We start from the raw sequence: 24,065 nt of genomic DNA, 5'->3' as shown, positions 1-24,065 counted from the left end.
GAAGCTTCTATGGATATGATTATACATAATATTAAGGTTAAATACTAGGTACCTTTTAAAATTTATAAAAAATAGAATAGCTAGGCTATCCTATTTTAGATTATTTGCTTTACTTTTATCTTGTAGGGTAACTGTTACCATCTTCTTTATCGTACCCTGTCTTACAAGTTTTATAGAAATCTTATCTCCTACTCTATGATTTTCTATGGTTTTTGTTAGCTGCTCCATGGCAGTTATCTTTTCCCCATCGAATTCTATGATTATATCTCCCGGCTTGATTCCAGCGATATAGGCTCCACTTCCTTCATATACTTCTCTGACTAAAATACCGATAGGTATTTCATATAATTCCGATGTACTCTGTGTAATATCTTGTCCTAGAATTCCAAGATAAGGTCTTGATACTGAACCTTTATTTACAAGTTCCTCTATAATTGGTTTTGCCACATTTATAGGAATTGCAAATCCCATGCCCTCTACCCTAGCATCAACCAACTTAATGGTATTAATTCCTATGACAGTTCCTTGGCTGCCGACTAAAGCCCCCCCACTATTTCCTGGATTAATTGCTGCATCGGTTTGGATAAGGGTCATCTTCTTATCTGTAAGTTGTATTGTGCGATTGAGAGCACTGATAACTCCTGCTGTTACCGTATTACTATAAGCTTCTCCTAAAGGGTTGCCTATGGCAACTGCCAACTCTCCGACCTGCAATTTATCAGAATCCCCAAAGGGCGCAGTCTCTACTTTTCCTTTTATTTCATTTGGGATATCACTTTGTGCAACTCTCACCACAGCCAAATCAGTTTGGGGATCCACCCCTACAATAGAAGCTGGAACAGAATAGTCCCCCAAAAACGTGACTACTAAACTTTCATTATTTTCAACTACATGATAGTTAGTTACTATCATAATATCACTATCTGTTACATGAAATACAATCCCCGAGCCCATTCCTTCCTGCTGGTATTGTTCATTCCACCAATCGGTTACAGTAAATTTATTTCTTATTGAAACTACAGAAGGTCCCACCTTTTTTGCAATTTCGGGAATGGTGGTTTGTTCCTCTGGCAATATTGGAAGTTTTGCTTCATTTATCACCTCGTGGGTATTGCTTTTTTCGAAAGAAAACTTTTCTTTTTCTTCTTCGGCAATCCTTTCAATTTCTTTGATAAGGTTTTCCCCACCAATATTTCTTAATGCCGGCTGCAAGAAATATTCGCTAAAGGGTCCTGCTAACCCAACTCCTAATCCGATAGAAATTCCCCCTGTTATAATGGCAAGGGCAATCATAAAAGCATTAAATTTTTTAGCCTTCTTTTTGCTAGGCTTAATTGTCTGCGTATAATAGGGCGTTTCCTCTTTCGCTGCTTCCATTATATCTTCTTTTATAATATCATCTTCTATACTATTCTCTTCTATGATGCTTTTTTCTATTTTATTTTTTTCTATATTATTTTCTTCTATGGTTTTTTCTTCATTAATTTTATTAAATTCATCCATATTATTACCTCCTCTGATAATACTATTCTTGTTTGTTTTATGAATTTATTATACCTATCAGTTTTGAATAAAATATGAACTATTTGTAAATATTTATGAATTTAGAGAAGTGTAATGCTAAAAGTAAAGGCAACACCCTCTGAAATATTTTCTACCTTTATATTTTCTCCATGGTTTTTTAAAATTTGCTTTACTATGGAAAGTCCTAAACCCATGCCTGTTTTATCCCTTCCTCTTGATTTATCTCCCTTATGAAACCTATCCCAAATATAATGGATTTCATTTTCTTTTATGCTTTCCCCATTATTTTTTACAGATACAAGAATTTTATTGACGAAAAGGGTGGTTTCAATCCATATCTTACCTTCCTGCGGAACAAATTTTACTGCATTATCAAGTAAATTGTTAATAACTCTTTGGATTTGTTCCCTATCGGCATAAACCATGGTTTTTTCTTCAGCTAGTATCAATTTAAGCTTTACATCTTTTTCTAATATCCTTTGTTCAAATTGTTCTAATACCCTCCTTATGAGTTCATTAATATCAAATTGTTCTTTTTTAATTTCTATTTGTCCGCTTTCCATCTTGGTTAAATCCATTATATCATTGGTCATTTTCGTTAATCTTCCTGTTTCATCTAAGACTATCTCAAGATATTTTTCTTGTTTTTCTTCTGGTATTGTCCCATCTAATATTGCTTGTACAAACCCCTTAATAGATGTAAGGGGGGATCTAAGGTCATGGGATATATTTGCAATAAATCCCCTTCTTAATTCCTCTAGCTTATTAAGTTCTTCTGCCATATAATTAAAGCTGTCTGCCAGCTGCGACACCTCATCATTTCCTATTATTTCAAGCTTCCTTTGAAAATCTCCCCCTGCAATAACTTTAGCGGCTTCATTCATTTCTTTTAAAGGATTCGTAATTCTCCTTGATAAATAATAAATAAATAGAAATGAAAGCAATATGGATATTCCTAAAGACAATAATGTAATCTTATACAATTCTCCTACAGTTTTTTGTATTTCTGGAATAGGAGTATGCATAAACAAAGCTCCGTAAGCCTTACCATCTATTTGAATAGGATATCCCACTGTAAGTACCGGCTCCTTAAAATAGCCCCCAAACTTTCCTTGAATGGTTACTATTTTTCCCTCAAAAACGTCATTTATCTGTTCTAAAGTTAATTTTTGTCCCAGCCAGGACTTGTTCTCTGTCCTAGATACTACATATATCCTACCACTGGAATCCACAATCCAAATCATAGAATCCAGGTATTTATCCAATACTTCCATCTCAAACCTTAGCTGTTCTAAATCCATTATCCCTGTATAATAAGCCTTTGCATATTGTTTTGTAATATTTTCTCCCTGTTCTAACATTATACCTTTCTTTTGATAAATAAAATATGATTCAAATGCCTGGGATAAAATTGCTGCCAAAAGAATAAAACTCCCCAGAATAATTCCCATGTATACAGTAAAAAGTTTGCTAAAAAGAGTCTTGAACATATTAGACCACTTCCTATTATTGATATCCCTATTGTATCCACTTTTATGTATACAAGCAACCTATATATTTATAATTAAAATCCATACCAAAAAGCCCATGAATCACTTTTGCTACATAGAATAAGAATCTTTTATCGTAATTTGTAAATATAATATCCATCTTCACCTATTATCTTTTCAAAATTGCTATCTAAAAAACTTTTATATTCTCCCTTATCATTATGAATCCACCCCTTCATGGGGACAAAATATTTAGCTCCACTTTCTATATAATACTCTATTTCCCTAATGGGGTCTTTTGGAATATAACTATAATAATCTATATTCGCCCTCCATCCCCTCCTTTCACAAGCATTAATCAAGGCAGGATCAGGGGTTCCCACTACGATTAAATCTTCTTTATCTGTGTATTTTTTAACCATGCCGGCCTGTTTGATTAACTCTGTTTTTTCTATATAAAAAGGCAGTAATCCTCTAAATGCAGTGTACCCTATCCACATTATTATTAAAGAAATAAACACCCCTCCGTACTTATTTTCCCAAATAATATATAGTGGCTTAGAAGCTATAAGGGCAATAAGAGGACTAATAAAAATCAGATAATAATAAAGCCTGATTACTGCGACAATCATAATTACTTCTAATATCATGGCAAATATCCAAGCCAGTACAGGCATTTCCTTTCTAACATCTATCATGATTAATCCTATCAAGAACAAAACTAGAACCTGTATGGTATATCCCTGGGGAAGATTGATCTTAAAAAATTCTATGGATTCTTTAGTCAAGAAATCATAAAAAAGCCTTGTGAATATATGTTTATTTGCAATGTCATTTACGAATTTAAATTCAGAAATATATTTCATCCATTGAAAATAAGTAAAAGGCAAAAATAACGAAATTAACGTAAAAATATAAAGTTCTCCTATTTTAAATATCTGCATTTTATATTTTTTAAAAGCTATTATGAGCATTGCAATTCCAATAAAGATAGTAGGTATCTTTTGAGATATGGCTAGAGCCGTAAACATGGCAGAAGTAATTATATCTTTTTTTGTTTCTTTCTCAATCCATCTTAAGAAAAAATAAAATGCCCCCAAATAAAAAAATAATGCCGAAGACTCCGGCATAATAGCCCGTGAAAAAAATATCGTAATAGGGAATAGTCCATAAAGAAAAAGAACAATTATTGACTGCCCAAAAGGATAAAATTTTCCAGCTATCAAATATAGAAATATAGATGAACCCATGAAAAACAAAAGGGGTATAGTTCTAGCTATTATGTATTTATAACCAAATATTTTATATAAAACTGCAATAATATATGTTGTTATTTGAAATTCCAGCTGCACATAATTTGGCATAGGACCATCGTAATTAAACTGTGGATAAAAGATATTAAACCTATACTCTACAAAATTCCTTGCTATGGATTCTGTATCAGATTGTCTCCATCTTTCTCCTTGTTCGTAAGGTGATTGGGTGATATAAGGAATTCTTAAGATTAAAATGATAACAAGTACCGTGATAATGATTGCATTTTCTCTGGTTTTAGACATAAACAACCCAAACCCCCAAAACAATTAGTATTGTACCAATGATTTTTTTAATAGATATTTCCTCATGAAAAATGAAAAATGATATAATCATGATTATTATATAATTTAAACTCACCATAGGGTAACTATAGCTTAGTTCATTTTTTGTTAATACTTTAATCCATAGGAGGAAACTCATGAAAAAAAACACTACTCCCAGTACAATTTCAGGAGTTTTTATAATGCTTATTAAATCTTTGTATAAGGTGTTTAAAGATAGGGAAAATTCTCCTAGTTTATTTGCTCCTACCTTTAATATAACCTGGCCTATGGCCCCTAATATGACCGATGTTAAGATAACTGATAGATTTTTCATATTCTCCTACTCTCTTTGGATTATTTTATTAAGTTCTGGTTTTCTCACCCTTCTAAGTAAATCGAAATATCCTGTGATAGTTCCCATGACATCCATTTTACTTTTACTATCCTTTAAGTTGTACTCTAAGATTAGGGGATGTTCATCGGCTCTTATACCTATCTTACTAAACCGTGCTAAAATTTCTGCCATACAATCAAAACCATTAGTAGTTACCAAATTACCATTATACAAATTCATGGATTTACGAAGGTAACCCACCTTATATATTCTAAAACCTGAGGAATAATCATTTACGTTTTTGATATTAAAGAAGGATTTGAAAAAATATTTTGCCCCCCTACTATAAAGCTTTCTTATAATCGGTACCCCTACTTCCCTTCCCCCTTCTGTAAACCTCGAAGCTATGATAAGGTCTAAGTCCTCTTTGTCCATTTTTTTAACCATATCGATAATATGATTAGGATTATGGGTATTGTCCGCATCCATCGTAACGAGGAAATCACAATCCCTAGCCTCTCTTATCACCACGCTAAATAAGGTGTTAATAGCAGCCCCAAGTCCCTTATTTAATTCATGGTAAATAGGTCTGATATAATTTAGCCTTTGCTCGTATTCTTCTAGTATTTCCTTAGTTTTATCAGTGCTCCCATCATCCACTACAATTACCTCTAGAAAGTTATCAATAGAATTTTTTAATATGTTAATTTTATTAAGTACTTCTGGTAAGCCATTTTCCTCGTTGTATGCAGGGAGTCCAATAATAACTTTGGGTTTCATTGATATCCTTCCTTTGCAAGATAATTTTTCCTATATTTTATTATGTTCATTTGCATCTATTTTTATGAATAAAAAAAGAGCATCGTTAGATACTCCTTAAAAATCAAATTCTATATTTTGAAAACTTTATATTCATTAGTCCATCATGCAGTTTTTCAAATACTAAACTTGCAACAAACCAAGCAGGGGCATAGTCTAGACGAATAAAACCATTAACCGAAAATGAAGTCCCACTATAGTCCCAAGGGCACGCTCCTATAAGTCTTTGCAATGCCCAACCGGTTAAATATTCTATAAAAAAAATTAAAGCGGTGTATACACCTCCCCGTATGATAACCGGCCATTTTCTGATTTTATTATGAATCGGCTCTAGCAAAATAGCCAGTCCATAAATCGGAAACATCCAAATATATGTGCCTGCTTCAAGGGTTACATTCCCATTCAAAAAGGAACCCAGCCCCGTCCATATAATTTCCATGCACCACCCAGCTAATCCATAAATAATAAATCTTTTTCCCATATGGTTATTCTATACCATAATTATTATAAATATTTATATTTATTCACTTCCCAAATTTTCACAAAAGATAGGGCATCGTTCCTATCTTTATCTTCTCTTTTTTAACTCGTTACAAAGGTCTTCCCACTGCACCCCTGTTTGGACCATAACAACCATCATATGATATAGAAGATCTGACATTTCATAAGTGATTTCTCCCTTATCATTGTTTTTGGAGGCTATGATTACCTCTGATGACTCCTCCCCTACCTTCTTTAACATCTTATCTATGCCCTTATCAAAAAGGTAATTTGTATATGAACCTTCCTTAGGATTATCTCTTCTATCAGCTATGATATCATATACTTGCTGCAATATCTCAAATTTATCCATCATGTTCTCTCCTTTTTCTTTTAATTCATTATCACAAAGATGTTGATAAAAACAAGAAGGCTTACCCGTGTGACAAGCTACTCCTATTTGTTCAATTTGCACTAGAATTGTATCTAGGTCACAATCAAAATAAATGTTTTTTACCATTTGAAAATTTCCTGAGGTTTCCCCCTTTAGCCATAAACTTTGTCTACTTCTGCTGTAATAATGCACCCTTCCGGTTTCTATGGTTTTTTTAAGTGATTCTTTATTCATATATGCCATCATCAAAACTTCTTTTGTAGCAGCATCTTGGGCAATCGCAGGGATTAATCCCCTGTCATCAAATTTTAAATCCTTTATAAAATCCATTATATCCTCCGCTCTTACATCCTTACGGATATGTTTTTTTCTTTGAGATATAGCTTTAAATCTTTTATCTCCATTTCCTTAAAATGAAATAGGGAAGCTGCTAGGGCAGCCTGGGCTCCACCTTCCGTTAGAGCTTCGTAAAAATGTTTCATATTTCCTGCTCCTCCAGAAGCAATGACAGGTATTGAGAGGGCTTTCGAAACAGCCTTTGTTAATTCGATATCATATCCTGCCTTCCTTCCATCACAATCCATACTAGTTAAAAGTATTTCCCCAGCTCCTAATCTTTCTGCTTCCTTTGCCCATTCTATAACATCCTTACCCGTATTTACACGACCACCATTTAAGTATACTTCCCATCCCTTATCGTCTTCTCTTTTTTTAGCATCTATAGCTACTACAACTGATTGACTTCCGAAGTTTTGGGCAGCCTCTGCAATAAGTTCTGGCTTTTTTAATGCTGCTGAATTTATGGAGACTTTATTCGCCCCTGCATCAAGTATCTTTTTAAAATCCTCAACGGTCCTTATCCCCCCCCCTACGGTAAGAGGAATTGATATTTTTTTAGCCGTCTTCTTAATTACATCTGTCATGGTATTTCTATTCTCATATGTTGCTGTAATATCCAAAAATACAAGTTCATCTGCCATTGCTTCATTATAAGCAGTTGCAATTTCAACAGGATCCCCTGCGTCTATTAAATTAACAAAGTTAACACCTTTGACCACCCTACCATTTTTCACATCTAAGCATGGTATAATTCGTTTTGTTCCCACGCAATTACCCCCTATTAAATTGTTTGATTGCCTGCTTCAAATCTATGGTCCCTTGATAAAGAGCTTTACCGATAATAACTCCTTCGGCACCAATATGACTGACCTTCTCTAAATCCCTATAATCCGCTACACCCCCTGAGGCAATGATATCCATCCCTGTGGAATCTATTAACTCTTTTGTAGCCTCGACATTTACCCCGCTCATCATTCCATCCTTAGAAATATCCGTATAAACTATGGTCTTAATGCCTATTTTTTTCATTTGGAGACATAAGTCTATAGCCTTTACACTGCTTACTTCCTCCCAACCTTCTACGGCTACCTTTCCATTTTTGGCATCAATACCTATAACAATCCTATCCGCTCCAAACTCTTTGACTGCTTCTTTTACTAAGCTAGGATCCTTAATTGCTGCCGTGCCTATAATTACCCTACTTATTCCTAGGGATAATCTGTCTTTAATAGAGGCTATCGTTCTTATACCGCCCCCAGTTTGGATAGGGATAGTGACTGAAGCAGCAATTTCTTTTATTGTATTTTTATTGGCTTGTTCTCCTATTAAGGCTCCATCTAAATCTACCAGATGTATATAAGTTGCCCCTGCTTCTTCCCACTTTTTTGCTATTTCAACGGGATTATCATTATAAACCGTTACCTTATCAAAACGACCTTGGGAAAGCCTTACACATTTTCCTCCTTTAATATCGATTGCTGGGTATAATCTCATATTTAATCCTCCAAGTTTTCTTAGTATAAATCTTGTCTGTAATTTCTTCCATCTTCAATATCATGATTTATAATAGGAATTCTAATATTTCCTATACTTCCAAAATACCTTTGGTAGAGAGTACCCCCTCTATCCTTGAATCCATTGATGTTGCTTCGTCTAGGGCTTTAGCAAATGCCTTAAACATAGCTTCTACTATATGATGATTGTTTTTTCCCTTTAAAACCTTTATATGAAGGTTAATCCCCCCATGAATACATAATGCTCTAAAAAATTCCTCTACCATTTCCGTATCCATATCTCCTAATCTCTCCATGGTAAGCTCTGCATCAAAACCTAAATAGGGTCTCCCAGATAAATCAATAGCGCAAAGTACCAGGGCTTCTTCCATAGGTAAAATCATAGAACCATACCGCTTTATACCCTTTTTATCCCCTAAGGCCTTTGTTATTGCCTGCCCTAATACTATCCCTACATCTTCCACAGTATGATGGCAATCCACTTCTACGTCTCCTCTAGCCTCTAGGTTCATGTCTATGAATCCATGCTTTGCTATATGACTTAGCATATGGTCAAAAAAGCCAATACCGGTTTTAATGTTGTATATTCCTGAACCATATAGGTTAATGGACATTTTTATATCTGTTTCATTGGTCTTTCTGTTAATTTGTGCCTTTTTTTCTACCATCTGAATCCTCCTTTATGGTTTTTATCTTTGAATAACTATAGAAACCTACCCAAAATAGTTAAAAAGTTAAAAAACAGTCAATGACATTTTTATCCTTGCTAGCCTAGATGTCGCAGAAATCGCAAAAGGTGCTTAAATATATTTAGAATAACAGGTTATATTTATATTAATTATAACAATTTAAGTGTTATAGCACGCTTTTAAGAGCATCGATTAACATTTTGTTTTGTTCTTTATATCCCACAGTTATCCTAAGGAGTAAGGAGTTTTGGTTGCCTTTGAATGAACGAACAAAGATTCCTCTTTTTTCTAGCTTTTTATCTAGATTGAGGTCCCTAGTTTCTATCAATATAAAGTTAGCATCTGAGGGGGATACCTTTATATCAGGTATCTTTTTGAGTTCTTCTAATAGATCATCCCGTTCATTTTTAAGGTAACTGATTCTTTTTTTATAGCTCTTAGCATCTTCTAGCACCCATGTAGCTATCTTTTGTGATAAGGTACTAAGGTTATAAGGAGGCTTTGTAAGATAGATTGCATCTATCATTTCTTTTGAGCCAATGCCATAGCCTACCCTAAGTCCCGCTAATCCATATGCCTTTGAAAACGTCCTAAATATAACAATATTGGGATACTCATTTATGAGTTCTATTCCTGTTTCATCAGCAAATTCTCCATATGCTTCATCAACTAGAATGGGACAATCCACATTCTTAGCAATTTCTTCAATATGAACCTTAGAAAGAATATTCCCCGTAGGATTATTAGGACTACATAGTATTAATAATTTGGGGTTATTTCTCCTACAAGCTTTAATAATATTCTCCCATGAATAAGTATAGTCTTCGTTAAGTTCTACTTCTATGGGAATACCATGATTTAGTATTGTTGTCTGACTATACATGCTAAAGGAGGGAGTAGGCATAACCACTTTATCCTTAGGATCAAGAAAGACTTTCATCATACAGTCAATAAGTTGATCAGATCCTACACCCAAAATAATATTCTCCATATTTAAATTCCAGTAGGAGGCTATTGTTCTTCTTAATTCCGTTGAATCCGTATCTGGATAAAAGTTTAAGTTTTCCCTTTCTTTTACCCAATTTATTAGCTTTTCCTTTACATTACCACTTAGTCCAAAGGGACTTTCATTAGCATCTAATTTAATCTTTTGTGGTATAAATGGTGTATGGTAGGGTTTAAAATCCCTTAATTCTTTTCTGATATAGTCCTTAATCATTTTTAAATCTCACCCTCACAGAATTGGCATGGGCTGTTAATTTTTCAGCTTCTGCAAATGTTATTATATCGTTACTTAATTCTTCTAGCGCTTCCTCGGGAAAATATATAATGCTGGATTTTTTCGTAAAATCATCTACATTAAGTGGAGAAAAAAACTTAGCTGTTCCACTGGTTGGAAGAACATGGTTGGGCCCTGCCATATAATCTCCGAGAGGCTCTGGAGAATAATTTCCTAGAAATATAGCTCCTGCATTCTTTATTTTGGGAAGTAGGGTAAGAGATTCTCTCATGCAAATTTCTAGATGTTCCGGAGCAATTTGATTACTTATTTCTATGGCCTCTTGGATATTATTTACAATAATAATGGCTCCAAAATTTTTTAAGGATTTTTCTATTATTTCTTTTCTGGAAAGTAATGCTGTTTGTTGAGCTAATTCATCCTTTACGGCATAAGCTAACTCTGCACTGGTAGTTACCAGGATAGCTGAGGCAAGTTCATCGTGTTCTGCCTGAGATAATAAATCCGCAGCTACAAATACAGGGTTTGCACTATCATCGGCCAATACAAGTATTTCACTCGGTCCCGCTATGGAATCAATACTTACATGGCCAAAAACAGTCTTTTTAGCTAGAGTAACATATATGTTTCCTGGGCCTACTATCTTATCCACCTTAGGAATTGTCTCCGTTCCAAAAGCTAGGGCCGCTACTGCTTGGGCTCCACCTACTTTATATATTTCGGTGACCTCTGCTATTTTAGCAGCCACCAACACCCCAGGATTTACACTGCCATCTTTTTGTGGGGGCGTCACCATAATAATATTTTTAACCCCTGCTACCTTAGCAGGTATTACATTCATAAGCACGGAAGAAGGATACGCTGCCGTTCCTCCTGGAACATATACCCCTACGCTTTCCATGGGTATTGTCATTTGCCCTAGAATAACCCCTTTTTCGTCTGGACTAATCCAGCTGTTCCTTTTCTGCTTTTCGTGGAATATACGAATTCTTTCCGCTGCCCTTTCTATAATACCAATTAGGTTAGGATCTAGTTGCCTATAAGCCAATTCAATTTCTTCTTTTGTAACCCTCATAGTCCTACTACTTAGGGAAGCCTTATCAAACTTTTGGGTATATTCTAGAACTGCTGCATTTTTTTTCATTTTTACATTTTCAATTATTTCGTCCACTGTATCCTGCACATCTTTAAAATTAAGTTGCGATCTTCCTAGTAGAGTATCAATAAACTCTCCACCATCATAATTTTGATTATCAATAACCTGTATCATATTCCACCTCTATTCATCCGCCAAGATTTTTTTAACCTTCTCAATTAAATCTGTAATCCTATTATATTCCATTTTCATACTTACACGATTCACAACCATTCTTGCAGATATCGGACAAATTTCTTCGAGTACCACTAAGCCATTCTCCTTTAGGGTGCCCCCTGTCTCTACTATATCTACTATAACTTCTGACAGTCCCACAATGGGAGCCAATTCTACAGAACCATTAAGCTTTATGATTTCTACAGTTTGCTGCTTTTTATGGTAAAAATAATCGCTTGCTATATTAGGATATTTGGTAGCCACCCTAAGGTCTTGACCTTTATCTAATTTATTTTTCATTTCTCGGGGACCTGCCACTGCCATCCGACATTTCCCAAAACCCAAGTTGAGGACTTCATATAGGTTTCGTTTTTCTTCTAATAGCGTATCCTTCCCTACTACCCCAATATCTGCAGCCCCATACTCTACATATGTGGGTACATCTGAAGCCTTAGCAAGAAAAAATTTTAGTTTCAATTCTTCATTGGTAAAAACTAGCTTCCTGGATTTTTCTTTCATTTCATCGCATTTGAATCCTATCATCTCAAATAATTCCATAGTTTTGACTGCTAATCGTCCTTTTGCTAAGGCAAATGTTAAATATCTCACCGACTTTCCCCCTCATCAGCTCTTTTGAGCAATTCCTCTACGGTAGTCTTCACTGTTTCATTCGTAATCAAATTCATAAGTTCTACATTTTCTTCATCCATGAAATATAAAATACCACCTATGTTTTTAGACAGAGCATACTTTTTGTTTTTTTCTATATCCCCATTTATTAAACTGTTTTCGATATACATCCCCTGGCTTCTTAGATTATCACTTGTCATTAAAGCTTGTTTTCTTCCCTTAGGGGTATAAACTAGTAAGGTATCTACTTTCCAGACGGGAATTTCTATCTTTTGTCTGTTTATTGCATTAATAAGCTGATCTATCATAATTCCAAACCCCACTGCAGGGCAATCCTTACCAAACTCCCCCACTAATCCATCATACCGCCCTCCATCTAAAATAGAAAAACCTGTTCCATAAGTATATCCTCTAAATATAATCCCCGTATAATAATTAATTCGATTTACCATTCCAAGATCAAAGGAAACATATTTTTCTACCCCATAGTCGCATAAAATTGAATAGACATTTTCTAGTTTTTCCAATGCCTTTTTTGCCCTAGGGTTATCTGTTAAATCCTTTGTCTTTTCGATAACATCAATTGAACCACATAATTTAGGTAAATCTAAAAATAATCTTTTTAGATTAGAATCCAACTCAAACTGTTCTATTAATTCTTCTACTCCAATAAAATCTTTACTTTCAATTAATTGTCTTAATTGTTCAGCCTCTTCTTCGTTTAATCCTGCTTCTTGAATTATGCCTTTAAAAAATTCTACTTGACCTAAATCGATTTGAAATTCCTTAAGCCCGGAAGTGCTTAAACTATTAATAGCTAAAGCTATTAACTCTGCATCGGCTTCGTCAGAGTTAATTCCTAAAAGTTCTACACCCGCTTGGGAAAATTCCCTTGTTTTACCCTGATAACTTTCATTATAACGAAAAGCATTTCCTAAATAACAAAGCCGTATGGGTTTTTCCTCTTCTTTTAAGGTAGTTGCCGCTATTCTAGCAATAGGTGGTGTCATATCTGGCCTAAGTGCAAGAATCATTCCTTCCCTATCAAAAAACTTATACATATGTTTTTGCTGAATACTATCATTTTCATCTGAAAATACATCATAGTATTCAAACATAGGAGACTGCATATTATAAAATCCATACCTATGAAAAACGGATTCAATTCTTCTTTCTATTTCAATCTTTTTTGCACATTCTTCCGGAAGCAAATCCCTTACCCCTTCTGGGGTGTGGAGTTTGTAATCCTTCATAATAATCCCCCTTTACTATCATATCCCTTTACTGTTGTAAAGTTATAAATTGATGAATTATTTTTATTATATAGGCAAAATGAGGTTTTGTCAATTTTATCTTTTAGATAATTTAAAGGAAGACGTAGGTAATGGTTCCTATACGCCTTCCTTGCTTAGCTTTATTATTTTATTTTCTAAATCAGTTGTAATTTTAAATCCATTATCTGCTACTATATCTTTTAAAGAATAATATATGGTTTCACCTATAACAATTTTATTTTTTTCGTTGATTATTATATTTTCATCATCCAATTCGTATTTTATGACTTCATAACAAATATAAAAGTCCTCATTCCTTTTGTAGAGCGGATAATAACTGACAAACCAAGCTTTTTCATCCATGCCAAAGCTTTGTATATCCACAGTGTCAGTAAAATAAGCATCCTTAAGGGCCTCTTTATAGGCTTCTATAAGTATGTTTTGATCAGTAATTTTAAAATTATCATATCCTACTCCATCGGGAGCCGTCTCAATATTATTAAAATCCATATAATTTATAGCTTTAACCATGGGATAATTATTTTTGATAGATTTATAAAATGTTTTTATTTTACCTGCAGCTTCATCAATGTAATATCCATGATCTTTCTTTGTATAATGGGATATGCCAAGTTGGGAAATCATAATTGGCTTCTTTCCTTGAAATAAAAAATATATAAAATCGATATCTTCGAAAATGTTCTTTTTATTTTTTATATCCCCATCGTATATTAAATCGTATGCATCTATACCTACCCAATCAACCACTTCATCTCCAGGATAATATAGTAAGCTGTCTTTATTGTTTTTGGCATTAACACTCCATACAAATGCTACATTAGGGGCATATTGTTCGAATATATTTCTTGCCTTTTTAAAAAATTCCTTATATTCTTCTGGATTCTTATACTGCTGCGGATTAGGATAAAATTGTACAAATATGGGGATAAAATATTCTCCAAATCCTTTTGCTGTATCTTCTAATAAATATTCTTGGTATGGAAAATCCTTACTAGGAGGCTGCAATATAACAAAGGGTGTTTTCATCTGAGATGTACACTCTAAAACCCATTCGATAGGAAATACCGACCCAAGTTTCATGTTTCTTAAATATATTCCATGATTTGTCTGAGTTATATTTTCAAAAGAGGCAATATCGAAATTAACATCAGGATTCGATAAAATATACGCTCCTGTATAACATCCATTCCTAGGCTCATACAATTTAAGCTCCCTATGTCTAGCCATGAATAATTTGTAATTAGTTTTTGAAAAAGGTACCTCTAGTGATAAGGATACTTCCTTTCCACTATCTATGACATCATTTTTATCGGTATCAGGAGATGCACTGCATCCCACAACAATCAAAAATAGGAGTAAAAGCATATGAAGTTTGATTTTTCTCACACGAATCCCTTCCTTCATATGCTATCTTTACCATATTATTGGGTTTTATTCATATTAGTTTTATTATCTTTAGATAATAAGTAGGTATTTAAAGCTTCTAGGTAATGGATATATGCCCCTTGACGGCTAAAAACCTCGAATTCTTTTGGAAAGGCATCATAAGGAATAGACTTTCGCCCCCCAACCCTCGCCTTATCCCAATGCCCTTTTAAAATAGAAAAAGGAAGCATAAAATAATTATTATATTCAACAAAATGGACCAAAAGAAAAGATACCCCTCCTTGGCTTTCAAAATTTCCCATAAAAGATATTTGGTGAGGATGAATGTTTTGTATGGGCAAACTTTTTCTTGTCGTTTCTTTAGCATCAAAACATATTGGAATGCCTTGAACCACCCCGATATAATCCACTGTACTTTTTTGTTCAAAATATGCCAGGGTAATTGTTCTACTGCTCTTATCAATCTTAATAGGCTTAATCGGTGTAGGAACCTTCTGGATAACGGCTAGTCCCTTATTTTTATAAGTTTCATTTGTATAATTGATGAGTTCTTCTAAAGTACTCCCTCTTAATCCTCTTGTGTTCCAATACCCCATAATAAACCCCACCCCATCCTATTATAGAATTCTCATTTGAAAACCAACTCTAAATACTATCCTATACTTATTCTCACCCTATATACTATCATAAAAACTCAATATTTTCATTGAGTTTTTGCTCAGAATATATTATACTTTAATGACACGAGGAGGAATATGTAATGAATAACATAAATTGGATTAATCGGATTCGCTGCTTTTTTATAGAACTAATAAGATATTTATCTATGCCCATAGAAGAGCAAGCCATTTACCTAGAAAACCAAAAAAAATATAAACTTGCGATAAAAAAATATATCGCACTAAACAACTATCCCAAAATTATAGAGCTTAGCCGCCTTGCTCATGATTATAAGTCATTGTTTATCTATCAAGTAAAAAACAATCAGTTATATGAGGCTATGCAAACCGCCGAAATATACGAATTATATGAACTGGGAGCCCCCCTGTGTGAAAAGGAAGGGGCCCTAATTAAAGCTGCCCATATGTATTATCATTACGATCTTGTCAAAGCAGCTAATGCGTACAAACAAGCAGAAGCCTGGGACAAAGCAGCGAACTGTTACATAAATGTCGGTCAATATATTCGGGCTCTAGACTGTATGGAGCAAGTCCAATCCAAGAATATAAAAAGTAATCTTTACAATAAGCTACTAAAAATCGGCGAAGAATTATACAAAAATAAAAATTATGAGGAAGCTATAAAGCTATATGTAAGAATAAACAATTTAGAGAAAGCCTTAGATATTTCTAAGGAAATCAAGGATGAAAAAACCTCCCTTATGCTTTATGAAAATTTAGCAAAAAATGCTTTGGATAATAATGATTTGGAAAAGGCTCCTTTTTATTTTGAAGCTTTTGATTTATCTAGAGCTTTTACCTTATATATGAAAAACCAGGACCTTGATAATGCAGTTCGCATACTAATTCAGCAGGAAAAATTAGAAGAGGCCATACATCTTTATCTTAAAAACGGTTACGAAGATAAGGCAATACAACTTGTTCAAAATACTAATAAATATAATTTCTTACTCAACTTTTATAAAGAAAAGAAAAACTACGAAAAAATCTCATGGATATATGATATTACCCATGAGATTAAAGATGCTATTGAATATTTTAAAAATGAAAACCAATTGGAGAGGGTAGTTTATTTTGCCAAACAATTAAGACCTGTAAAAACCGCAGAAATTCTAAAAGAAATAAAATACTATGAGCAAGCCGCTCACTACTATCTTTTGGAAGATAATAAAGAGGAGTGTGAAAACTGTTTAAAATTATCCGGAAAAACTCCCAAAGAAATAGAGGATTATTTCTTTATCAAAAATTATCCTGCTTAATAGATAACCCTTCATCATTACAAATATCCTTATAAATTTGAGGGAGTTCAGCTTTAAAAGAATATCCCTTAAGATATTTAAGGGGTTCGATGGAATCCTCAAATTTGATTTTGTATGCATGGAGAAATTGATATTTTAAATTGTATTTATTCCTAAAATATAGATTCATTTTTATATCACCGTATTTATTATCCCCTATTATTGGGTGATTAATCTTAGAAAGATGAGCACGAATTTGATGAGATCTTCCCGTAATAATTTCCACCTCAATAAGGCTGAATTTTAGATTGTTTTTAATGGGAATATAATGGGTTTCAACGTATTTGCTTCCTTTCTCATATTTATCTATTATTTCTACTTCATTAGTAGCATTATTTTTCTTATGATATCCTTTTAAAATTCCCTTGCTCTTTATGTTTCCTTTTACTATGGTTAAATAATACTTCTTTATTTTACTTTCTTTAATCATTTGGTTTATGGCTTGAAGTGCTCCCAAAGTTTTGCCAACAATAACAATTCCACCGGTGTTTCTATCTAATCGATTGCAAATTGCAGGAGTAAATCCCTTAGCAGTATTAGGATTGTATTCCCCTTTTCTAACCAAATACGAAAGTATTTCATCTATTAAGGTATTGGTATCTTTGCTCTTATTAGGATGTACTAAAAGACCTAGGGGCTTATTGCATATGAGTATATTTCCGTCCTCATAAAGAACAGAAAATGTTTGTTTAGTGTGCTTGATTTCTTTAATTTCTTGAAAGTTGTTTATTGTCTCCTCTGATAAATAAAGCTGTATACTATCTCCAACTTCAAGTCTTTCATTTCCTTCTGCTTTCTTGCCATTGTATTTTATTCTTTTCTTTCTAAACATTTTATATATAAATCCTTTTGTACTTTGATTCATATATTTCATTAAAAACTTATCCAGTCTTTGATTTGCATCCTGCTTTGTAATATCTACTTCCTTCATAACTTCTCCTTTATTTTTTATAACAAAATCGCCCTTTAAGGCGATTTTGTTATAAATTATTATTTTATGGTTACGATATTAGACTTGGCTTCCCAATCGACTGTATATCCAAGTCTCTCCAGTTCTCTTAAAGGTATATAAGAGGTTCCATTAATTATTAAGGAATTAAAATAAACATTAGTACCATTCATCGCTACAAAGGGTTGTTTCTTATCATTATCCCAGCTAATGTTTTCGTTTAACAAGCCCCCTACTTCTTTTAGAGGAAGATATGATGAACCCTCTATAACTTTCACATTAACTACTCCTTCGTCAAAACCTACTACATAATATCCGTTATCTAGATCAATGCTTAAGATATTGGTTTCATCTATATATTGTTCAATGGACTGTGCCGCCTCATAAAATTCTCGTATTGCGATGACATTTTCTTTAGAAATATTAATGATTATATCGTTTATAGGTTTGATGGTTTGATCCATGGTTATTGTTGTTTTTAGGATATTTTTCTTACTTAGTTCATCGTTTATGTTTAATATAGCATTATAATTAATCTTATAGATACCTTCCTTTGTTTTTTCTAAGGAGTAATCCATTTTAGTGCCTTTTATGGAATCAATTATCTCATTGTTATCAACACTTACGATGATTTCGTCCATTGCACCCTTAAAAAATTCTTTGTTTTCTCTAACCTCTTTAACCACTTTATCTATATCATTTTCAAAATTACTTAAATCAATATCGTATATTTTTAATAGCTGCTTTTGTGAATCATCGAGGCTGCCTATAGACTTTTTCATATATGAGCCTAAATTGTCAATATTATCTATTGAATAATTAGCTAAGGATGTAAAAGTTTTTATGATAATTTCTGGAGTAAGGGATATGGTATATTTATCTTTTCCTTTTTTTATAATCCCCATATCATATTTATCATATACTTCTTTCATAGCTCCCTCAAAGACATTTTGCCATGCTCTATTTTGTTCTGTATAACTTCCTAAGTTAAAGCATACATCATAAATCAAATCTGCTAGTTCTTCATTATAGGTCTCCATAAGAAGTTCTTTCATTTCTTCTTTATTTATACTTATGTACTGCACATCACCATAAATCTGGGTTAAATCCTCACCCAATTTATTCTTAATGAATTCAAATAAATCATTTGCTTTGATATAAATAACATTCCCATCGCTTAGCAAGCTTGTCACTACTTCTTTGCTTCCATTGTTTTTATCTTTAATATAATAAGTAATCATCATTTTTGATGCCTTGGTGTCTATCTTTGAATCAAAAACTAGACTGTATTGATTAAGCACTTCCTGTATTGGAGATACAAACTCAGTATTAAAATATGTATCTTGTGAATCAAAATTATCCAATGTAACCCCTATTTCACCGGTAACTTGGTACTTTTCCAAACTACCCATTTCCTTTGATAAATTATAAACCCCCCATTCCACGCTACTACAGCCTACTGTAAAAGATATCATCATAATCATTGTAAAAAATAATGCAATACTTTTTTTAAGCACCACTATTCCCCCTTAGATTTTAGTAATTTTCTATTAATATTATAACACCCTTTTGTATTTCATCAACCCATTACTTTACAATTTATATATAATCTTGTTTTGACCTTTTTCATATAGATGCACTTTTTAGTAATTCAATGAACTCCTCCTGTTTTTTTAAATCATTAATTTCATGGCTTTGTGATTTCTCCAAGAACTCATTAAAACCTTTTCCACCCTTTTGAATAAAAACAATAGATTGCGTTATTCCTTTGTTTTGTGCTATACGCTCCATGCTTTTTACATTTGCCTGATAATTCTTATCCATAGAATCTAAAATACAAACTATCTCTTTATCCGTAATAATAATATGTTCTAAAAAGGTCATACCTATATTGTCTCCTAAAAGGGCACTATTCCAAACAACATAGTTATTCGGAAGTTCTGAAAGAGTTTTTGCAACTTTACTATCCCCATCTTTATATTTAATAATAGAAATTATTTGTACACCATACTGAGCTACAACCAATGTAAGTAAAGCAGCCAGTACAGTAAATACATTGTTTCTAGTCTTAGTAATGATTATTCCTATAATAAAAATAAATATCATTATCCCTGTGCTTATCAAAGAACCTATTAAATATTTCTTTTTTCTTTTTCTTATATAATTAGCTTCCTGTATAACCCTTGCCATCCTATCTACCTCAAATCATTTCTCTATTCTTCATATATCATTTTTACTGTCATTCCACCGTCAATAATAATATTAGAACCTGTTATAAAAGATGCATCTTCAGAAGTTAGAAATAAGCAGGTCTTGGCAATATCCTCGGGTTTCCCTATTCGACCAACTAAATGCTGTTCGTGGTCCACATACGATATATGGATAAATTTCCTTTCCTTTTTCTTCTTCCATTGAGATACATCAATCCAGCCAGGGCTTATGGCATTAACCCTAATTTTAGGGCCTAGGCTAGCTGCTAAGGAATGAGTTAGGGCCAGCACCCCCCCTTAGATGCAGAATAAGGTTCAGTATTAGGTTCAGACATCAAGGCCCTAGTTGAGGCAATATTAATTATATTTCCCCCTTCTTTATTCATGATTTCTGCTCCATACTTTGATAGCATATAAGGTCCTGTCAAATTTACCGCCAAAACCTTATTCCATTCCTCGATACTCCTCGAAAAGATAGTACCCTGTGATTGGATGGATGCATTGTTTATCAAAATATCAATGAATCCAAATCTATTTGCAACAGACTCCATTAAGTTCTTTATTTCCTCTTCATTGCTCACATCTGTCTGAATAAATACACACTGGTGTCCCTCATTCATGATGAACTTTTCATTCTCTTGTCCTGCTTCTTTATCCCATTCGGCAATGATTACATATGCCCCCTCTGCTGCATAGGTCCTAGCTATGCATGCACCTATGCCTTGCCCACCTCCGGTAACTATAACAACCTTGTTTTTGTATATCATCCGCTTACCTCCGACCCATATAATACAAACTCCATGATTATCATACTTTAGTGTATCAAAATAATTACAAAAAGAAAAGGATGCTTATGTGAAATCCATCCTTTTCTTACCCAAATTACTTAAATACCTCTATTACTTCTTCAAATAAATCCTGGTTTTCTTGTATTACATCTCTGCTTCCCATTACGCATATATAATCTTGTTCTGCTAATTTTTCCATCATTTCTTTATAAGATTTTATGTCCTCTTTTTTGGTATTTAGTATTTCATTTCTTTCCTTTTGGACATCTTCCCAGGTTATTTTGCTGATATAGCATGATACTGCCTTTTCACCTTTCATGGATGGGCTTAAGGGATAGTCGAGTTTACTTATAGTACCGATGATGTACTTTGTCATATCCCTTTTAGTACCATCAAATCTATCCATATATTTTGCCGTTGCATCATATGCATCTAAAGTTTTTTTCAAATTTGGATCCCTGTAAGAGGCAAAAAACATATTACCAGTCCGTGAGAAATTAATAAATGCCCCGTATGCTCCCCCTTGAACCCGCACCTTATTCCAAAGATAATCTAATCCTATTATGGTTTTTAATACTTGAAGACTTCCAGAATAAGAATAACCTAATTCTAGGAAATTGTATCCCTTAGCTACATATTGAACATCGCTTTGGGTCATCAATCCTTCATTTTTAGAGCTTAATTTAAAGGAGTAGTTTTGCTTTTCAACTTCTTTTTTGTTTAACCTGCCGGTTAATATAGGGAAATTCTTCTTAAACTCATCATATTCTTCTTCATAAGATGTAAGTCCTACCATTAAATTATTCAAATTAAAAATTTGATCTGCCGCTCTTTTTAAATTGGTTATGACCTCATCTTTTTTAGCTTCAAACTGTTCTTCAATATCTACCACAAATTGATAAAAAGAAAAACCTTTAAGCAACTCTGCATATGCACCTTTTTCTGAATAATATGCTGCAAGACGATTATAGGCAACCATGTGTCCCTGATTATAAAGAGTCATCTCCATACGGGATTTCATTTCTCTAATAATTTCTAGAATCCTTTTTTCGTCGTCAAAAGTTGTAGAAGTAATAATTTGTGTAATCAGTTCAAGCAATTGCGGAAGTTTCTTAGTTAAAGATTTTGTCTTAAGAATAAATTTGCTTTCATAATCTGTTGGACTTCCGTTGATGCCAAAAGTATCGGCATATAAACTTATCCCTCCCGTATGGATATTTATTTCATTAGATAAATCTGCATAATTATATTTTTCTGTGCTTATTTTGCCTAGTATGCCAACAAGCATTCCCGCATAGGGAATTAAATCCTGTTCAATAGTTTTCAAATCAAAATAAAGGTTTAGATACGTAATCTTATTGGTGAATAAGGGGTGAAATAATACCCTTATCCCTTCTTCATCTCTTTCCACCTGAGGTAATTTTTCTGATTCCTTATTTATGTCTTCTAGGGAAAGCATAGGAATTTTTTCTATATCTTCAGGGTTATCAGGGCTAATCTGTCTTTCCCTTAATTTTTTTGTCTGGCTAACTAATTCTTTTATTTCATCTTTCGATAGTTTAGACTTGTAATCGGATAATTTTTGTTTAACTTTGTATGCCTTTTCCTCTGACAAATCTTTCTTAGGATTTAGTATAAGCATGGTTCCATGGGTATTATTGAGTATATATTTTTCTATTAGATCCTCGAAATAAGGGGAATTAAAACTTTCTTTTATCTTTTCTAGAATAGACTCATATTCTAGATTTGCCAAGGGGTGTTTATCGTAAAGCCAAGTACTTAAACTTTTTATTGCATATATTATTCCCTTAGGATACCCCCTAGAGTCTGCCTCCCTCAAACTGAATTCTTTTGAGTTAACAGCTGCTTCTATTAATTTTTTATCGATTCCCTCCTTTGCCAGTTGTTTTAAGGTATCATAAACCACCTTCTGAAACAATTCTTTCTTATCTCTATCTCCATTTTTAACTATAATGCTAAAGGTGGACTGCAATATACTGGTATCAAAGCTACCAAAGACATCCTTTCCAATTTGTGCATCTAATAATGCCTTCTTAAGTGGAGCCGCTGGGGTTTCTAGCAGTAGATACTCTAAAATCTGGAAAGCCAAATAGGTCTCAGGATTCGTAGATTTATCGATAACATAGTTTAGGCTTAGATATGTTTTACCCTGCTCCTTTTCCTCTTTGGATATAGGATAGTAAATATCTATTTCCTCTATTTTTTCAAAAGAACTTTCTAAAGGTATCGAAGAGTCTATATTCTGCCTATCGAAAGCACTTAAGTATTTACTGTCTATAAACTTAAGCTGCTCTTTTAAATCCCCATTGCCATAAAGATGTATGTAGCTATTAGAAGGATGGTAATATTTCTTATGGAAGGCTATAAAATCTTCATAGGTTAAATCCGGAATATATTCAGGATCTCCCCCTGACTCTACTCCATAAGGAGTGTTAGGTAGAAGGGTCTCTTGAATTTTTCTAAATAAAATGGATTCAGGAGATGAAAAAGCCCCTTTCATTTCATTATAGACTACTCCCTTATAAGTCAATTCATCCTCTTCGTTTTCTAAATCATAATGCCACCCCTCTTGCATTAATATTTCTGGATGCTTATATATATTAGGATAAAATACTGCATCAAGATATACATCCATTAAATTGATAAAGTCTTTTTCATTAGTGCTAGCAATAGGATACATAGTCTTATCAGAAAAGGTCATGGCATTAAGATATGTATTTAAGGAGCCTTTAGCCAATTCCACAAAGGGGTCTTTAGTTGGAAATTTTCTTGAGCCACAAAGTACACAGTGTTCTAGAATATGTGGCAGCCCCGTACTATCAGTTGGGGGGGTTCTAAAGGTAATTGAAAAAACTTTGTTTTCGTCATCATTTTGTAGGCTTAAAAGCCTAGCACCACTTTTCTCATGGAGTAAAATACGGGCAATAGAGTTTATTTCTTTTATCTCTTTTTCTTCGATTAATTTAAAACCATGGATTATAGAATTTACTTCCATACTCATTCTTCCTTTCCATCTTTTGTTAGAATATATTAACTATATTTTAATATATTCCATCGTTTTCAACAATAGTTAGTTCTCATATTTAAGTATTC

General features: G+C 33.3%; 21 protein-coding genes and 1 pseudogene. 1 reads left to right on the top strand and 21 read right to left on the bottom strand.

What is annotated here, in order from left to right; genetic code table 11:
• Positions 1-90 precede the first annotated feature (90 nt).
• The 16 genes from GX308_00180 to GX308_00105 all read right to left on the bottom strand — a co-directional run bounded on the left by GX308_00180 (position 91) and on the right by GX308_00105 (position 15,622).
• Positions 91-1,503: a PDZ domain-containing protein gene (locus GX308_00180; GenBank protein ID NLK20514.1), complete on the bottom strand. Its 1,413-nt coding sequence runs from the start codon at positions 1,501-1,503 to the stop codon at positions 91-93.
• Between the two features lie 101 nt (positions 1,504-1,604).
• Positions 1,605-2,945 carry a HAMP domain-containing histidine kinase gene (locus GX308_00175; GenBank protein NLK20513.1) on the bottom strand — a complete coding sequence of 447 codons (1,341 nt, stop codon included), beginning with the start codon at positions 2,943-2,945 and terminating at the stop codon, positions 1,605-1,607.
• Between the two features lie 200 nt (positions 2,946-3,145).
• Entirely contained in the window at positions 3,146-4,573 is a 1,428-nt protein-coding gene (locus tag GX308_00170) for a dolichyl-phosphate-mannose--protein mannosyltransferase (GenBank protein ID NLK20512.1), read from the bottom strand.
• On the bottom strand, positions 4,566-4,928 hold the full coding sequence (locus GX308_00165) for an EamA family transporter (protein NLK20511.1): 363 nt from the start codon (positions 4,926-4,928) through the stop codon (positions 4,566-4,568). The genes GX308_00170 and GX308_00165 overlap by 8 nt, the downstream gene beginning before the upstream one ends.
• Before the next feature lie 6 nt (positions 4,929-4,934).
• Positions 4,935-5,708 (bottom strand): glycosyltransferase family 2 protein, encoded by a 774-nt coding sequence (locus tag GX308_00160; protein NLK20510.1) that lies wholly within the window; start codon positions 5,706-5,708, stop codon positions 4,935-4,937.
• A 103-nt stretch (positions 5,709-5,811) separates the two neighbouring features.
• On the bottom strand, positions 5,812-6,228 hold the full coding sequence (locus GX308_00155; GenBank protein ID NLK20509.1) for a hypothetical protein: 417 nt from the start codon (positions 6,226-6,228) through the stop codon (positions 5,812-5,814).
• Between the two features lie 87 nt (positions 6,229-6,315).
• Positions 6,316-6,951, bottom strand: a complete 636-nt coding sequence (locus tag GX308_00150) for a bifunctional phosphoribosyl-AMP cyclohydrolase/phosphoribosyl-ATP diphosphatase HisIE (GenBank protein NLK20508.1) — start codon at positions 6,949-6,951, stop codon at positions 6,316-6,318.
• A gap of 14 nt (positions 6,952-6,965) precedes the next feature.
• Positions 6,966-7,727 (bottom strand): imidazole glycerol phosphate synthase subunit HisF, encoded by a 762-nt coding sequence (gene hisF, locus GX308_00145; protein ID NLK20507.1) that lies wholly within the window; start codon positions 7,725-7,727, stop codon positions 6,966-6,968.
• A gap of 4 nt (positions 7,728-7,731) precedes the next feature.
• A complete protein-coding gene (gene hisA, locus GX308_00140) occupies positions 7,732-8,454 on the bottom strand; it encodes a 1-(5-phosphoribosyl)-5-[(5-phosphoribosylamino)methylideneamino]imidazole-4-carboxamide isomerase (GenBank protein ID NLK20506.1) in 723 nt (240 codons plus the stop codon).
• Positions 8,455-8,545: 91 nt separating this feature from the next.
• Positions 8,546-9,142, bottom strand: a complete 597-nt coding sequence (gene hisB, locus GX308_00135) for an imidazoleglycerol-phosphate dehydratase HisB (protein ID NLK20505.1) — start codon at positions 9,140-9,142, stop codon at positions 8,546-8,548.
• Positions 9,143-9,329: 187 nt separating this feature from the next.
• Complete coding sequence (gene hisC, locus GX308_00130; protein NLK20504.1) at positions 9,330-10,382, bottom strand: histidinol-phosphate transaminase; 1,053 nt, start codon at positions 10,380-10,382, stop codon at positions 9,330-9,332.
• Complete coding sequence (gene hisD / locus GX308_00125) at positions 10,375-11,673, bottom strand: histidinol dehydrogenase (protein ID NLK20503.1); 1,299 nt, start codon at positions 11,671-11,673, stop codon at positions 10,375-10,377. Before hisD ends, hisC begins: the two co-directional genes overlap by 8 nt.
• Positions 11,674-11,682: 9 nt before the next feature.
• Positions 11,683-12,324 carry an ATP phosphoribosyltransferase gene (locus GX308_00120; GenBank protein ID NLK20502.1) on the bottom strand — a complete coding sequence of 214 codons (642 nt, stop codon included), beginning with the start codon at positions 12,322-12,324 and terminating at the stop codon, positions 11,683-11,685.
• Positions 12,321-13,598, bottom strand: a complete 1,278-nt coding sequence (hisZ, locus tag GX308_00115; protein ID NLK20501.1) for an ATP phosphoribosyltransferase regulatory subunit — start codon at positions 13,596-13,598, stop codon at positions 12,321-12,323. The genes GX308_00120 and hisZ overlap by 4 nt, the downstream gene beginning before the upstream one ends.
• A 138-nt stretch (positions 13,599-13,736) precedes the next feature.
• Complete coding sequence (locus GX308_00110; protein NLK20500.1) at positions 13,737-15,026, bottom strand: hypothetical protein; 1,290 nt, start codon at positions 15,024-15,026, stop codon at positions 13,737-13,739.
• A 35-nt stretch (positions 15,027-15,061) separates the two neighbouring features.
• Positions 15,062-15,622, bottom strand: coding sequence for a Holliday junction resolvase RecU (locus GX308_00105; GenBank protein NLK20499.1), 561 nt, complete (start codon positions 15,620-15,622; stop codon positions 15,062-15,064).
• 164 nt (positions 15,623-15,786) lie between these two features.
• Between GX308_00105 and GX308_00100 the strand changes: the two genes are divergently transcribed.
• Positions 15,787-16,965 (top strand): hypothetical protein, encoded by a 1,179-nt coding sequence (locus GX308_00100; protein ID NLK20498.1) that lies wholly within the window; start codon positions 15,787-15,789, stop codon positions 16,963-16,965.
• Here the strand turns inward: GX308_00100 and GX308_00095 are convergent.
• The 5 genes and pseudogenes from GX308_00095 to GX308_00075 all read right to left on the bottom strand — a co-directional run bounded on the left by GX308_00095 (position 16,946) and on the right by GX308_00075 (position 23,973).
• A complete protein-coding gene (locus tag GX308_00095) occupies positions 16,946-17,935 on the bottom strand; it encodes an RluA family pseudouridine synthase (GenBank protein NLK20497.1) in 990 nt (329 codons plus the stop codon). The genes GX308_00100 and GX308_00095 overlap by 20 nt on opposite strands.
• Before the next feature lie 59 nt (positions 17,936-17,994).
• Positions 17,995-19,470 carry a copper amine oxidase N-terminal domain-containing protein gene (locus GX308_00090; GenBank protein NLK20496.1) on the bottom strand — a complete coding sequence of 492 codons (1,476 nt, stop codon included), beginning with the start codon at positions 19,468-19,470 and terminating at the stop codon, positions 17,995-17,997.
• A 109-nt stretch (positions 19,471-19,579) separates the two neighbouring features.
• A complete protein-coding gene (locus GX308_00085; protein ID NLK20495.1) occupies positions 19,580-20,143 on the bottom strand; it encodes a hypothetical protein in 564 nt (187 codons plus the stop codon).
• A gap of 23 nt (positions 20,144-20,166) precedes the next feature.
• Positions 20,167-20,930: pseudogene (locus GX308_00080) on the bottom strand (glucose 1-dehydrogenase).
• A 115-nt stretch (positions 20,931-21,045) separates the two neighbouring features.
• A complete protein-coding gene (locus GX308_00075) occupies positions 21,046-23,973 on the bottom strand; it encodes an insulinase family protein (GenBank protein ID NLK20494.1) in 2,928 nt (975 codons plus the stop codon).
• Between the last annotated feature and the right edge of the window lie 92 nt (positions 23,974-24,065).

This window comes from Candidatus Epulonipiscium sp., from assembly GCA_012519205.1.
In the GTDB taxonomy this organism is placed as follows: Bacteria; Bacillota; Clostridia; order Lachnospirales; family Defluviitaleaceae; genus JAAYQR01.
The sequence above is the reverse complement of the archived record's forward strand: the minus strand, read 5'-3'. Positions and strand labels throughout refer to the sequence as shown.

What these genes read in the sequence shown, in the direction of transcription:
- GX308_00180 (NLK20514.1), bottom strand. Translation starts at nt 1,503, where the DNA reads ATGGATGAATTTAATAAAATTAATGAAGAAAAAACCATAGAAGAAAAT.
- GX308_00170 (NLK20512.1), bottom strand. Translation starts at nt 4,573, where the DNA reads ATGTCTAAAACCAGAGAAAATGCAATCATTATCACGGTACTTGTTATC.
- GX308_00165 (NLK20511.1), bottom strand. Translation starts at nt 4,928, where the DNA reads ATGAAAAATCTATCAGTTATCTTAACATCGGTCATATTAGGGGCCATA.
- GX308_00160 (NLK20510.1), bottom strand. Translation starts at nt 5,708, where the DNA reads ATGAAACCCAAAGTTATTATTGGACTCCCTGCATACAACGAGGAAAAT.
- GX308_00155 (NLK20509.1), bottom strand. Translation starts at nt 6,228, where the DNA reads ATGGGAAAAAGATTTATTATTTATGGATTAGCTGGGTGGTGCATGGAA.
- GX308_00150 (NLK20508.1), bottom strand. Translation starts at nt 6,951, where the DNA reads ATGGATTTTATAAAGGATTTAAAATTTGATGACAGGGGATTAATCCCT.
- hisA (NLK20506.1), bottom strand. Translation starts at nt 8,454, where the DNA reads ATGAGATTATACCCAGCAATCGATATTAAAGGAGGAAAATGTGTAAGG.
- hisB (NLK20505.1), bottom strand. Translation starts at nt 9,142, where the DNA reads ATGGTAGAAAAAAAGGCACAAATTAACAGAAAGACCAATGAAACAGAT.
- hisC (NLK20504.1), bottom strand. Translation starts at nt 10,382, where the DNA reads ATGATTAAGGACTATATCAGAAAAGAATTAAGGGATTTTAAACCCTAC.
- hisD (NLK20503.1), bottom strand. Translation starts at nt 11,673, where the DNA reads ATGATACAGGTTATTGATAATCAAAATTATGATGGTGGAGAGTTTATT.
- hisZ (NLK20501.1), bottom strand. Translation starts at nt 13,598, where the DNA reads ATGAAGGATTACAAACTCCACACCCCAGAAGGGGTAAGGGATTTGCTT.
- GX308_00105 (NLK20499.1), bottom strand. Translation starts at nt 15,622, where the DNA reads ATGGGGTATTGGAACACAAGAGGATTAAGAGGGAGTACTTTAGAAGAA.
- GX308_00100 (NLK20498.1), top strand. Translation starts at nt 15,787, where the DNA reads ATGAATAACATAAATTGGATTAATCGGATTCGCTGCTTTTTTATAGAA.
- GX308_00095 (NLK20497.1), bottom strand. Translation starts at nt 17,935, where the DNA reads ATGAAGGAAGTAGATATTACAAAGCAGGATGCAAATCAAAGACTGGAT.
- GX308_00085 (NLK20495.1), bottom strand. Translation starts at nt 20,143, where the DNA reads ATGGCAAGGGTTATACAGGAAGCTAATTATATAAGAAAAAGAAAAAAG.
- GX308_00075 (NLK20494.1), bottom strand. Translation starts at nt 23,973, where the DNA reads ATGAGTATGGAAGTAAATTCTATAATCCATGGTTTTAAATTAATCGAA.